This window comes from Streptomyces sp. NPDC001868 (assembly GCF_040297125.1).
GTDB lineage: Bacteria > Actinomycetota > Actinomycetes > Streptomycetales > Streptomycetaceae > Streptomyces.
Map to the genome: position 1 here is coordinate 163802 of NZ_JBEOYO010000011.1, position 13120 is coordinate 176921.

General features: G+C 70.0%; 12 protein-coding genes. 7 read left to right on the plus strand and 5 right to left on the minus strand.

The features are described 5' to 3' along the window. Positions 1-9: 9 nt before the first annotated feature. Complete coding sequence (nac, locus tag ABT147_RS16245; protein ID WP_351406282.1) at positions 10-942, minus strand: nitrogen assimilation transcriptional regulator NAC; 933 nt, start codon at positions 940-942, stop codon at positions 10-12. A 340-nt stretch (positions 943-1282) separates the two neighbouring features. Between nac and ABT147_RS16250 the strand changes: the two genes are divergently transcribed. The 7 genes from ABT147_RS16250 (at position 1283) to ABT147_RS16280 (ending at position 8093) form a co-directional block, all read left to right on the plus strand. Beyond that, positions 1283-2065, plus strand: a complete 783-nt coding sequence (locus ABT147_RS16250; RefSeq protein ID WP_351406285.1) for a LamB/YcsF family protein — start codon at positions 1283-1285, stop codon at positions 2063-2065. Position 2066: 1 nt separating this feature from the next. Further along, positions 2067-2939, plus strand: a complete 873-nt coding sequence (locus ABT147_RS16255) for a 5-oxoprolinase subunit B family protein (protein ID WP_351406287.1) — start codon at positions 2067-2069, stop codon at positions 2937-2939. After that, positions 2932-3909 carry a 5-oxoprolinase subunit C family protein gene (locus ABT147_RS16260; RefSeq protein WP_351406290.1) on the plus strand — a complete coding sequence of 326 codons (978 nt, stop codon included), beginning with the start codon at positions 2932-2934 and terminating at the stop codon, positions 3907-3909. Before ABT147_RS16255 ends, ABT147_RS16260 begins: the two co-directional genes overlap by 8 nt. Before the next feature lie 153 nt (positions 3910-4062). Next, entirely contained in the window at positions 4063-5373 is a 1311-nt protein-coding gene (locus ABT147_RS16265) for an MFS transporter (RefSeq protein WP_351406292.1), read from the plus strand. A 59-nt stretch (positions 5374-5432) separates the two neighbouring features. Continuing rightward, positions 5433-6176: an SDR family oxidoreductase gene (locus ABT147_RS16270; protein WP_351406294.1), complete on the plus strand. Its 744-nt coding sequence runs from the start codon at positions 5433-5435 to the stop codon at positions 6174-6176. A 4-nt stretch (positions 6177-6180) separates the two neighbouring features. After that, the gene (locus ABT147_RS16275; protein ID WP_351406296.1) at positions 6181-7386 is read left to right on the plus strand and encodes an aspartate transaminase; all 1206 of its coding nucleotides are present in this window, start codon (positions 6181-6183) and stop codon (positions 7384-7386) included. A gap of 29 nt (positions 7387-7415) precedes the next feature. Further along, positions 7416-8093: a 4-carboxy-4-hydroxy-2-oxoadipate aldolase/oxaloacetate decarboxylase gene (locus tag ABT147_RS16280; RefSeq protein ID WP_351406299.1), complete on the plus strand. Its 678-nt coding sequence runs from the start codon at positions 7416-7418 to the stop codon at positions 8091-8093. A 66-nt stretch (positions 8094-8159) separates the two neighbouring features. On the opposite strand, the gene ABT147_RS16285 is transcribed toward ABT147_RS16280, so the two are convergent. The 4 genes from ABT147_RS16285 to ABT147_RS16300 are packed head-to-tail and all read right to left on the minus strand — an operon-like array spanning position 8160 to position 13118. Further along, positions 8160-10481 (minus strand): discoidin domain-containing protein, encoded by a 2322-nt coding sequence (locus ABT147_RS16285; RefSeq protein WP_351406301.1) that lies wholly within the window; start codon positions 10479-10481, stop codon positions 8160-8162. Beyond that, entirely contained in the window at positions 10478-11542 is a 1065-nt protein-coding gene (locus ABT147_RS16290) for a hypothetical protein (RefSeq protein WP_351406303.1), read from the minus strand. The genes ABT147_RS16285 and ABT147_RS16290 overlap by 4 nt, the downstream gene beginning before the upstream one ends. Next, the gene (locus tag ABT147_RS16295) at positions 11539-12915 is read right to left on the minus strand and encodes an alpha-L-fucosidase (RefSeq protein WP_351406305.1); all 1377 of its coding nucleotides are present in this window, start codon (positions 12913-12915) and stop codon (positions 11539-11541) included. Before ABT147_RS16295 ends, ABT147_RS16290 begins: the two co-directional genes overlap by 4 nt. Next, a complete protein-coding gene (locus ABT147_RS16300) occupies positions 12912-13118 on the minus strand; it encodes a DUF6903 family protein (protein ID WP_351406308.1) in 207 nt (68 codons plus the stop codon). The genes ABT147_RS16295 and ABT147_RS16300 overlap by 4 nt, the downstream gene beginning before the upstream one ends. Positions 13119-13120: the final 2 nt, after the last annotated feature.

Below are 13120 nucleotides of genomic sequence, written 5' to 3' on the forward strand. Positions count from 1 at the left end.
TATCCGGAGCTACTCGGGGGCCTTTTCCATGCCCGGTGAATCGTCGTAGGCGGCGATGAGTTCCAGAAAAAGGTCGTGCACCGCGAGCGCGGGTTCCGACAGGGGCTGATTGTCCGACGTCACCAGGGACAGCTTGACCTGGATCGTCGGATTCACGATGCGGCGGACCGACAGGGAGTGCACGTCCAGGACGGCGCGGGCGGCGGACCAGGGGAGCACGGTCGCGCCGAGGTTCGCGTCGACGGCGTTGACGAGGGTGAGGGCGGACTCCACCTCGCCCACCACGTTCGGCTGGAGCGAGGCGTGCTGGAACGCGGCCTCCACGACCTGACGGATCGTGTGGATCCCGCTGGGCAGCAGCAGGGGCACGTGCTCCAGCTCCTCCAGGCTCACCTCGCCCCGAGCCCCCGCAGGAGCCGTGCCGCCGGGGGCTCCGATCAGGAACAGGTCCTCCGTGCGGAGGGGCTCGAACTGCACACCCCGGAGCGGTCCGGCGCCGTAGATGAACGCCATGTCCATCCGGCCGGTCATGATCGCTTCGCTGATCACGCCGCCGAAGTTCTCGTTGATGTGCAACAGGATGTCCGGATAGCGCTCGCGGACGCTCTTGAGGAGCGGCAGCGCGAGCGCCGCGCCCAGGCTGTACGGCGCCAGCCCCACCGACACGCTGCCGGCGGGGGCCCGGCCGGAGACCGAGACCGCCGCGTGGGCGAGGTCGACCTGCCTCAGGATCAGCTGGGCGTGCCGGTAGAGCACCCGGCCCGCCTCCGTCGGGGCGACCCCGCGTTTGCTGCGGATCAGCAGCTGCTGCCCGAACTGGCCCTCCAGCGCGGACAGTTGCTGGCTCAGCGCCGGCTGCGCGATGTGCAGGATGTCGGCCGCGCGCGTGATGCTCCCCGCATCGATGATCTTGATGAACGAGTAGAGGCGTCTGGTGTCCATGCGGGGCCTTCCAGCGGGAGCGGAGCCTCATCGTAGGGAGCGGGTGCACCGGAGCACAGTCCCGGACGCGTCCCGCTGTGAGCCGGGTCATAACCGTTCGCGATAACGCCAAAGCGAATGAGTATTGGCGATCGTGTGAGCGGGGGATTACGTTGAGCGGAACATCAGGCCCGGAATAGCGGACGAAGCCGTCGCGAATTCCCGTGGCTGCCATATTCGTCCGCGCCCCTCATTCGCGCTGCTCATCCGCGCTCCTCATCTGCGGTGTTCAGCTGTGGTGTTCATCCGCGGTGTTCGTCTTCGCTTCTCAGTGTCGGTCCCTTTCCTTCCGGAGGACGTCATGACCCACATGGTTGATCTCGTCGCCGATCTCGGCGAGGGATTCGGTGCCTACACCATGGGCGACGACGAAGCCCTGCTGGAATTGCTGACCTCGGCGAATGTCGCCTGCGGATTCCATGCCGGTGATCCGCGCATCATGGACGCCACCGTGCGGAATTGCGTACGGAACGGCGTGGCCGTGGGCGCGCATCCCAGCTTTCCCGACCTGGTGGGATTCGGGCGGCGCGCGATGGACCTCACGCCGGAGGAGGTCCGTACGGACGTGCTGTACCAGGTGGGCGCCCTGCAGGCGTTCGCCGTCGCGCACGGCACCCGGGTACGGCACGTCGCCCCGCACGGGCGGCTGGGCAACCTGGTCGCCGTCCGCGCCGACTACGCCCGTGCGGTCGTCGGCGCCGTCGCGTCCCTCGACGAGACGCTGATCGTCCTCGCGCAGGACGGCGAACTCGCCGACGCCGCCCGCTCCCGTGGACTGCGCGTCGGCATCGTCGGCATCGCCGACCGCGCGTACGAGGACGACGGGACCCTGGTGCCCCGTTCCGAGCCCGGTGCGGTGATCCACGATCCGGACGAGATCGCCCGGCGGACCCTGCGCATGGTCACCGAGGGCGTCGTCCGCAGCGTCGGCGGCAAGGACCTGCCGGTCATCTGCGACACCGTCCTGCTGCACGGCGACACCCCCGGAGCGATCGCGCTCGCCGGCCGGGTCCGCGCACAACTCCTCGCCGCCGGCGTCGAGATCACCCACCTCGACGCCGTACTGACCGCCAGGGGTGCCTGACATGGCCGACGACCACGTGGTGAACGGCCCGCCGGGCGATGGCGCCTGCACCATCACGGACTGCGGTGACTCCGCCCTCGTCGTGAAGGCCACGGGCCCGGACGTCGAGGAGAACTGGCGACTCGTCCACGCGCTGGCCGACGCCCTGGACGCCGTCCGTCTCCCGGGGGTGCACGACATGGTGCCCACCTACGACGCCCTGCTCGTGGAGTTCGACTCCGCCACCACCGACCACGCCACCGTCAGGCAGGTCCTGCGGCACGAGGCCGCCCGTATCGGGGCCGGGTCCGGGCCGCGGCCGGCCTCTTCCCGCCGCTTCGTCGTCCCCGTCGTCTACGGCGGGGAGTACGGGCCCGACCTGCCCGAGGTCGCCGCACAACTCGGCCTGACCGAGGGGGAGGTCGTCGCCGTCCACACCGGGACCGATCTCACCGTGCGATGTCTGGGCGCGCCCGCGGGTGCGCCGATGATGGACGGGCCGCCCTTCCCGAGGCCGGTGCCCCGGCTGGCCTCGCCCCGGACCCGCGTCGAGCCCGGCGCGGTCGCCGTCGCCGGCCGGCAGGCGGTCATCTGCCCGATGCCGTCGCCCGGCGGCTGGCCCCTCCTCGGCCGCACCCCCGTACGCGTCCTCGACCCGCACGGCGACCCCCTCACCCCCTATCGGCCCGGCGACACCCTCCGGTTCGTCCCCATCACACCCGACGAGTGGGACACGTACGCCGACACGACCCTGGCGGCCTGCGAGGACCCGACCGGCACCGGCACGCCCACCGGCACCGGCACGACCACCGGCAACGGCACGCCCACCGGCAACGGCACAACCCGCTTCGAGGGCCACGCCCGCGCCACCACCTCGGCGGGCCGCCATGGCTGACACGCTCACGATCCGGACCGCCGGCATCACCACCGTGCAGGACCTCGGCCGCGTCGGCCGCTCCCGCTACGGGCTGCCCGCCAACGGAGCCGCCGACCAGCACTCGGCGCGCGTCGCCAACGTCCTCTGCGACAACGACGAACGCGCCCCGCTCCTGGAGATCACCGCCCTCGACTTCGCCTGCGTCTCCTCCGGCGACATCCTCATCGCGGTGACCGGAGCCCCCGCCGACCTCACCGTCGACGGACAGGCCCGCCCGCGATGGGAACCGGTGTCCGTGCGGGCCGGTGAAACCGTCCGGATCACCGGGATCCGCCAGGGACTGCGTGTCTACCTGGCCGTACTCGGCTCCTTCGAGGCCGACCGCCTCCAGGGAAGCTGCGCCCCCGACACCGTCCTCGGCTTCGGCCCTCCCCTGCGCGACGGCGACGAACTCCGGCTGCGCAGATCCTGCCCGCCTCTCGACCACCCCTTCTCCCGCATCCCGCTGTTCCGGCTGCGCGCACCCGTCCCCGCGTTCCCCACCACCTGGAGCATCGACGTCACCGACGGCCCCGACCGGGCCGAGTTCGGTGACACGGGGGCCCTGCTGTACGACGCGCCGTTCACCGTCGCTCCGCAGAGCAACCACATCGGACTGCGGCTGCGAGGCGCCGCCCTGCCCCGCCGCGTCACCCGGGGCGAGATCCTCTCCCGAGGGGTGCCCATCGGCGCCGTCGAAGTGCCGGCCGGGGACGAACTCCTCGTCCTGCACCGGGGCCGAGGTGTCACGGCCGGCTACCCCGTCCTCGCCGTCGTCACCGCCACCGGTCTGTCCGCCCTGGGCCAGGTGCGCCCCGGACAGACCCTCCGCTTCCGCCACCGCACCCTCGACCAGGCCGTCACCGCGCACCGCGCCCGGCGTGCCGCCGTCGACGCCCTGAGGACCCGTGTCCGCACGGCATTAGACGCACTCCACATCCTCCGCTGAGTGCCGACCCGGGCCCCGCCCGGCCTCCGCTCCACCCACCCGCCCGGCCCCCGCTCCACCCACCCGCACGGAGCCGAACACCCGACCCGCACGGAGTTGAACACCCCCGACCCACGCCAGCTCCCCGCTGCCCGCCCCAGGACAGGAGACGCCATGACCACCATGGCCGCTCAGCCGCTGCCCCACACCGTCGACCCCAGAACAGCACGCAAGGTCACCCTCGCGGGATGCGTCGGTATCTTCGCCGAGCTCTACGACAACGGCATCTTCGGCTTCATGGCCGGAACCCTCGCCGCCGTCTTCTTCCCGGGCTCCGAGAACGCCATACAGCTCGTCTTCCTCGGGTACGCCGTCTCCTTCTTCTTCCGCCCCCTCGGCGGCATCATCTGCGGCCACCTCGGCGACCGCATCGGACGCCGGCGGATGCTGGTCTTCGTCATCATGCTGATCAGCGTCGCCACCGCGTGCATCGGCCTGCTGCCCACCTACGCCAGCATCGGCATCGCCGCCCCCGCCCTCCTCATCCTGCTGCGCGTCGCCCAGGGTTTCTCCGTCGGCGGTGAGGCGTCCGGCGCGATGAGCTTCCTCGCCGAGCACGCCCCCGAGGGCAAGCGCGGCCTCTACACCAGCTACGCGCAGATCGCGTCGTTCCTCTCCCTGCTCACCGGCACCCTGATCGCCGCCGCCATGACCAGCGGACTCGGCACCGAACGCATGGAGTCCTGGGGCTGGCGCATTCCCTTCCTGCTCGCCGTGCCGCTCGGCGTCACCGGCATCTACATCCGCAAGCGCATCAGCGACACCCCCAACTTCACACGCCTGCAAGAAGAGGGCGGCCTGTCCAAGAACCCCCTCAAAGAGGCCTTCACCTCCGCCGAGCACCGCCGTGCCATGCTGCTCGCCCTGTTCATCCCCCTGATGAACGGCTCCGGCTACTACGTCCTGTTCGGCTACATGCCCACCTTCATGAGCAACGAGCTGGACTTCGGCAAGGTCCAGGGCCTCCTCGTCACCGCCTCCAGCCTGGTCGCGATCTGTATCGCCATCCCCTACATGGGCCGGCTCTCGGACCGGATCGGCCGCAAGAAGGTCATCGCCGGAGCCGCGATCGCCATGGCCGTCGTCGGCATCCCCTGTTACCTCCTGATCGGCACCGGAAACGTCGCCCTCGCCGTCCTCGGCGCCTGTCTCATGGCCGTCGTCTTCGCCGGGCACACCGGAGTCATCCACATCCTGCTCGTCGAGCTGTTCCCCACCCGGGTCCGCTACTCGGCCTACGGCCTGGGCTACAACGTCTCCGCCGCCCTCTTCGGCGGCACCGCCCCGCTGCTGATGACGTACCTCATCGACCGCACCGGCAACGTCAACATGCCCGCCTTCTACGCCGTCGTCACCGCCCTCGGCACCCTCCTCGCCGTGTCCCGGGTGAAGGACCGCGCCCATCTGCCGCTGCGCGACGCCTGACCACCCCCGCACGGACCCCGGCACCCGCACCCCGCCCCCACACCAAGGAGCACCACAGCATGCCCATCTCCGACTACAGGACGGCCCTGGTCACCGGAGCGTCGACCGGCATCGGAGCGGTGGTCGTCGAACGGCTCGCCAAGCAGGGACTGGAGGTGCACGCCCTGGCCCGCAACGCCGAACGGCTCGACGACCTGGCCCGCACCACGGGCTGCGTCCCGCACGCCGTCGACATCACCGACACCGACGCCCTCACCGCCGTACTGGACGGCCTGGAGATCGACGTCCTCGTCAACAACGCGGGCGTCTCCCGCACCGGCAACATCCTGACCGCCGACGAGTTCGCCGTCGACGAGCAGATCGCCGTCAACATCCAGGCCGTCCTGCACCTCGTACGGCTCCTCATGCCCGGCATGGTCGAGCGCGACCTCGGCCACATCGTCAACATCAGCTCCATCGCCGGCGTCTACAACTTCGGCGGCAACACGATCTACCACGCCACCAAGGCGGCCGTGCACACCCTCTCCCGGCAGCTCCGCGTCGACGGCTACGGCCGCCGGATCCGCGTCACCGAGATCTGCCCCGGCCGCGTGGAGACGGAGATCTTCGGCCGGCTCCTCGGCGACATGGAGGAGGCCCAGCGGCAGTTCTACGACGGCTACGAGTCCCTCAAGCCCGAGGACATCGCCGACGCCATCGAGTTCGCCGTCGACTCGCCCCGGCACGTCAACATCGGCCACATCGAGATCCTGCCCACCTTCCAGGTCCCCGGCGGCCTGAACTTCGAACGCCGCGAGGGCTGAGCCCATGGCCGTGAACACCGCGGAGCGCGTACGCCGGATCAACCCCTCGCCCAGCACGGCGGCGGCCCAGCGCGTGCGCGAGCTCAAGAGCCAGGGGCACACCATCCTCGACCTGACCGTGGGCGAGCCGGACTTCGACACCCCGGACCATGTCAAGGCCGCCGCGATCCGGGCCATCGAGGCGGGCGAGACCAAGTACACGGCGGTGAACGGGACTCCACGGCTGCGCGCCGCGATCATCGGGAAACTCCGGCAACGCCACGGCCTGACCGTCACCGACGGGCAGATCGCGGTCGGCGGGGGAGCCAAGCAGGTCATCTTCCTCGCCCTGATGGCCACCCTCGACACGGGGGACGAGGTCGTCGTCCCGGCCCCGTACTGGGTGTCGTACCCCGACATGGTCCTCGCCAACGACGGCACACCCGTCCTCGTCGACTGCCCCGAGTCGGACGGCTTCAAGCTGACCCCGCGGCGGCTGGCCGACGCGCTCACCGAGCGAACACGCTGGGTCGTGCTCAACACCCCCGGCAACCCGACCGGAGCCGCCTACACCCGGGCCGAACTACGGGCCCTCGCCGACGTGTTGCTGCTTCACCCGCACGTCCGCGTCCTCACCGACGAGATCTACGACGAGATCTGGTACGCCGACGAGGACACCCTCTCGCTGGCCGCCGTCGAACCCCGCCTCGCCGACCGGGTGTTCCTCACCAACGGGGTGTCCAAGTCGTACGCGATGACCGGCTGGCGCATCGGCTACGGCGTGGGCCCGGCCGACCTGGTCACCGCGATCAACACACTCCAGTCCCAGATCTCCTCCTGCCCCTCCTCCATCAGCCAGGCCGCCGCCGCCGAAGCCCTCACCGGGCCGCAGGACTTCGTACGGGACACCGTCGCCGTCTACCGGGCGCGCCGCGACACGGCGGTGAAACTCATCGCGGACATCCCGGAGTTGAGCTGCACGACACCCGCCGGAGGCTTCTACCTGCTGGTCAACTGCCAGGGAACCCTGGGGAAATCCACCCCGGACGGACAGCGGATCAGCACCGACGAGGAGTTCGCCCGGCACCTCCTCGACAGCCAACAGGTCGCCGTGATCCATGGGGCGGCGTACGGGGCGCCCGGCTACTTCCGTATCTCGTTCGCCACGTCGTCGGACGTCCTCACCGAGGCGTGCGCCCGCATCGCGACGGCGTGCGCCGCGCTGACCTGATCTGTCTTGCTCTCACCTGAAAGGCCATCATGATCCGCGTCAGCACGAAGTTCGAGCGTCCGGACGCCGCCGTGGTCGAGCGGCTGAGCGCCTTCTCCTCGGCCACCATCCACGAGGCACAGGGCCGGCTCGGTGCCCTGGACTCCGCCGTCAAGCCGGTCGACCACCGGATGTCCCTGTGCGGCCCCGCCTTCACGGTCCAGTGCGCGCCCCGCGACAACCTGATGCTCCAGACCGCCATCGCCTACGCCCGCCCCGGCGATGTCATCGTCGTCTCCGCCGGCGCCTACGAGGAGGCCGGGTCCTTCGGGGACGTCCTCGCCAACGCCTGCCAGGCCAAGGGGATCGCGGGCCTGGTCACCGACACCGGCGTCCGGGACACCGAGGACCTGCGGGCCCTCGGCTTCCCGGTCTTCTCCCGCAGCGTCTCCATCAAGGGCACGGTCAAGGAGACCGTCGGGCCCATGTGCGAGCCGGTCACCGTCGGCGGCGTCCTCGTCCGCCCGGGCGACGTGGTGCGCGCCGACGCCGACGGTGTGGTCGTGGTACGCCGGGAGGACGCGGCGGAGGCGGTCGCCCTGTCGCAGGAACGGGTCGACGCCGAGGCCGGGTACATCGCCGCCTACCGGGCGGGAAAGACCGTCATCGAGATGTGCGGTCTCGAACCGCTGCTGGCGGCGAAGGGGTTGGTCGTCGACGACGAGTGACCACGACAGATGGTGACGACGGTCACCGGTGGGCGCCCGCCCACCGGTGACCGTTGCCGTGTGTGCCTAGCCGTCGCTCCTGTAGACGGATATCCCGGTCAGCGTGGGCGTGTACTGCTCCGTCGCGATCTTCCCGGTGAGTGCCACCCGGAGCCGGGAGGTGGTGACGTCGCCGAAGCCGGTCACGGTCAGGTCGTGGCCGATGCCGGTGTCGCGGGTCGCGAAGGTGACCCAGCGGCCGGTGCCCGCGTCCCAGCGTTGCAGTTCGAACGACCGCACCCGGGGGTTGGTGCCCGCGTCGGTGTACTCGTCCAGATAGACCTGGTCGAAAGTGGTGTTCGCGCCGAAGTCGATGTCGAGCGTGATGGGATAGGACGCGTCGTCGGCGGCGGCCCAGCGGGTGGTGAGGCTGCCGTCGGTCAGCTTGTCGGCGGTGAGGGTGCCGTTCGCCCCGGGGTGGGTGGAACTGGCGGTGACCGGTTTGCCGAGCGCGAGGTCGACCCGGTTGTCCACCTCCTCTTCGATGGGATCGTTGTCGACCGGGTTCGGGACCTTCGGACCGATCAGGGTCTCCGCCATGCCGATGTCCGGTGCGCCGCCGTAGTAGATGTGCCTGCCCAGGAAGTCCTGGGTGCCCAGACGCGGGTTGTAGCGCCCGGCGTCGATGAGCGGTGAGTCGTCGCGCAGGGCGAAGTGGGCGGCGGCCTCCCGGATCCGGTTCACGCCCACCCCGGTGACATAGTCGGCCGGATCACCGACGAACCTCGGGTCGGCCCGCGGCCCGTCCGGGTCGGCCGGTTCCTGCGGGGAGTGGGTGCCGCCGGCCTCGTAGTAGTCGTTGTGCGCGAACACGGCCTGCCGCAGGGCGCCCGTCCGGCGGTACCACGTCGTCGGTTTCGTCTTCGAGGTGTTGTAGAAGACGTTGTTGAGGAAGTAGACGCGGCTCAGGAACGTCTCGTCGTGGACATAGTCGAGATCGGCGCCGTCGTAGACGAACGTGTTGTTCGTGAAATAGGTCGGCGCATAGTTCGTCGACAGCATGTTCTTCACGAGGACGCCGTTGTCGTTGACGCTCAGGTTGTAGCGGGCGATCGAGTTGGAGCTGTTGCCCATATAGGCCATCCAGCCCGCCGCGTTGTCGTGCGAGTAGTTGAACTGGTACGTGACGTTGAAGTTGGTGTATTCGAGATCCCAGGGCGTGCCGTCGTACTCGTTGTCCGGGCCGCCGTAGACCTCGTTGAACTGCATCACCGAGTCGGCGCCCGCCCACAGATAGAGCCCGCAGGACACCGCGTCGTAGCGCTCCAGGAAGCCGTTCACCTCGTTGTACTCGACCGTCATGTTCTTGGTGTTGGCGAGCTGGATCGCGCCCTGGCCGACGCTCTCCGCGTAGTTGTGGCCGATGTACACGTCACGGCTGTACAGATCGCGGGTACGCACCCACAACTGCTCCCAGCCCTCGTGCCACTTCCCGCTCTCGTCGTACTGACCGGCGTCCGCGCCGTCGGCCGCGAACCAGTTGAACGCGAACTGGACGGCGTGCAGTTCGACGTTCTCGAAGGTGTTGTTCTCGATCCGGACGTCCTTGAAGTAATAGCCGCCCGTGCCGTACTCCTTGTAGCCGCGGCTGCCGAAGACCTGGAAATTCACGGCGCCGTAGTGGATCTTCTGCCAGGTGCTCGGGCCGTCGAGGTTGTGGACGAACACATTCGAGATCCGGAAGTGGTCCATGACGCTGTCCGCGCCGCTCGCCAGGAGGTCGGCGTTGATCGAGACCATGATTCCGTCGCGGACGTACGTCCCCGTGGTGATGTCGGTCGCGAAGTCGTTGTCATTGGACAACTCGACGTTGTTGATGTCCCAGTACTGCTGATTGCGCAGCACGATGGCACCCGTCAGACCGACCGTCGCCGGATTCTTCGTGCCGTCCGCCCGGAACGGGTTCGGCACCTTTCCGTTCGTCGCGATGTACGGGCGTCGCGCGCTCGGGTCGCCGTAGGCCGAGATGGTGATCGGCCGGCCCGTGCTGCCCGAGCCCTTCGGCCACAGCTGCTCGTCCTGCCACTGCGCACCGGCCTTGAGCAGGACGCGGTCGCCGGGCGCGAACGTCTTCGCGTTCGCCTTGGCCAGGGTGCGCCAGGCGGTGCCCGGCGAGGTCCCGGCAGCGCTGTCGCGGCCGAGCGTGGCGTCGATGAAGTAGTCCTTGCCGCCGGTCGTGTTCGGCGAGTTGCCCGGCCAGGACGGCTTGATCTTGGCGGGGGCGCGATGCGGGGCCGTGCCGGCGTGCGCGGCGGGGACGAGCGCTCCGACGAGCAGTGCGGCGAGCAGGGCGACGAAGCCCACGTACAGCGACCGTACGGGAGGCGATCCGGTGTCGACGGGTCTCATGGCTGCACATCCTCTGCGTTGATGGCACCCAGCGCCGCGGAGTCGACATCGATGTCACCGTCGTCGACACGGCGCTGGAGGTACTGGTCGAACTTCTCCTCGACGAGCGACTGCCGGATCCGCTGGGCGTACGCGGCGAACGCCTTGTCCTCGTCGACGCTCCTGCCGTCGAGCTCGTAGTACGTGATCTGGCCGGTGCCCGGGACCGGGGCGGACACCTCGCCCGTCCTCAGCTTGCCGAGCACCGCCATGAGGTCCTGGTCGTGCGCGTTCAGGCCGGTGGAGCCGCTGCCGTCGTACGTGGCGGTCGTGAGCTTCGCCCCGGGCTCCTCGGGGGCCACGTCCGCGAGACGTTCGGCGGCGGCCACGCGGCGCTGGAGGCGGGTGGCGTGGTCCGAGGGGGCGTCGGCGGGCACCGGCACCACCAGCCGGGTGTACGTGTACGTGGTCGCGTTGGAGCTCCAGGCGTCCCGGTCGGTGTCGAACGCGTGCCGGACATCGGAGTCGGTGACCCGCAACGGGCCCCCGGTCTCCGCGCCGAGCCGTTTCTTCAGGCCGGTGGTGAGTTCGGTGAGCCGGTGGGTGTAGTACTCGTCGGCGGAGAACTCCGTGACGCCGTAGACGGTCCGGCCCTCGGTGACGGCCCGGGCCCGGGACTCGTTCTCCCGCTCCAGCTCCGCGAGGAAGTCCGCGTGGTCCACGGAGTCGATGAGCCCCTCTTCCTCGGCGAGGATCAGCGTGGTCTTGTCCCGGCGGATCTCGTCGAGCGCACGGGATTCGAGGCGTTGGAGCGCGGTCCTGTCACCGGCCTCGGCGTTCCAGTCGAGCGTGCCGCGCAGGCCGTACTCGTTGCGCAGCTCGTTCTGCACGGTCGGTGCCAACCGCCGCATGTGGAAGAGGAGTTCGTCGCGGGTGACGGGGTGGCCGTCGAGGGTGGCGACCCGGCTGCCGCTCTCGTCGTCACCGAGAAGCGTCACCCCGGTGATCAGCAGCGCGACCAGGGCGAGGCACGCGCCGACGATCAGGGCGATGGTTCCACGGGAAGTGCCTGTCTTCTTCATGACGCGGCCCCTATCGCGGTCACCCGGGCGAGAACCGGTGTGTCCCGGGACCGGTTCACCTCGACGCGTACGGTGTCGGCCTCGGTCGGAGGGAACGTCAGGATGCGCTGGTGGCCCACCGAGTCGGCCTCGACGAGGGGCGTCCACCGGCCGTCCCGGTGGCCCCGGACGACGAGGTGCTCGATGCGCTGCCCCTGAGCGATGTCCTCGCCCAGGACGACCGCCTCGACCAGCTGGGGCCGAGGGAAGGCGAGAGTCACGGTGGTCAGGGGGCCTGGGCCGCCCGGGGTGCCGTACGAGACCGTCTCGGTCGCCTCGACGCCTCGCGCGCGGAAGTCCCTGATCCTGCGCCCGAGTTGGTCGAGGACCGCCACGTCGGCGTCCCGTAGGAGCCCGTCCCTGGCCGGCGGGACGTTGAGCAGGAAACAGGAGTTGCCGCCGACCGAGCGCAGATAGATGGTGAACAGCTCGTCCGGGGAGCGGACTTGGGTGTCCTCGGCCGGGTGGTGGAACCAGCCGGGCCGGATCGAGGTGTTGACCTCGGCCGGGTACCAGACCAGGTCGTCCTCGTGCCCGGCGAGGGCGGCGCGGCTGCCGAGGTCGCGGTCGTCGCTGCGGACCAGGCGGGCGAAGGTCCCGTCGTCGGCCCGCTGCGAACGGTCGGCGGTCCGCTCGGCGTCCTGGAGGGCGCGCGGCACGACACTCCACTCGTCGGGGCGGGTCTGACCGGCCTCGTTGCCGCACCAGCGGACATCGGGCCCGCACACACTGATCACCGCGTCCGGCTGCAGCTCGCGGACCACCGCGTAGTACCGCTCCCAGTCGTAGAACTGCCGCTTGCCATGGGGGCCTTCGCCGTTCGCGCCGTCCAGCCAGACCGAGAACACCGGCCCGTACCGGGTGAGCAGCTCGGTGAGCTGGGCGACATAGAAGTCGTCGTACGCGGTCCCGGAGCCGTACGACGCCTCGGTGCGGTCCCAGGGGGAGAGGTAGATGCCGAACCGCAGCCCGTGCCGGCGTGCCGCGTCGGCCACTTCCGCGACCACGTCGCCCCGGCCGTCCCGCCACGGCGACGAGGCGACCGAGTAGGACGTGACGTCGCTCGGCCAGAGACAGAACCCGTCATGGTGCTTGCAGGTGAGGATGACACCGGTCATTCCGGCGCTCTTGAGCGCCGCCATCCACTGGTCGGCGTCGAGCCCGGCCGGGTCGAACAACGCCGGGTCGTCGTGGCCCTCGCCCCACTCCCGGTCCGTCATCGTGTTCATACCGAAGTGGACGAACCCGTAGAACTCCATGGCCTGCCAGGCGAGTTGGCGCTCGCTGGGCCGGATCGCGGCCAGTGCCCGTCCGGTGCCGGCGGCCGTGGTCATCGGAACCGCCGGTTGTACGAGGCGAGCAGGGCCAGCAGCCCGGCCAGGGCGGCGAGCATGACCAGGAGGCTGTCCCACCCGACCGTCGTGCGCGCGGTGACGACGAGCGTGACGCAGGCCGCCGCGACGAGCGTACGGGCGGCGACCAGCAGCGCCGTACGCGTCGATTCCTTCATGCCCTTCATGCCCTTCAGGTTCGGCATGT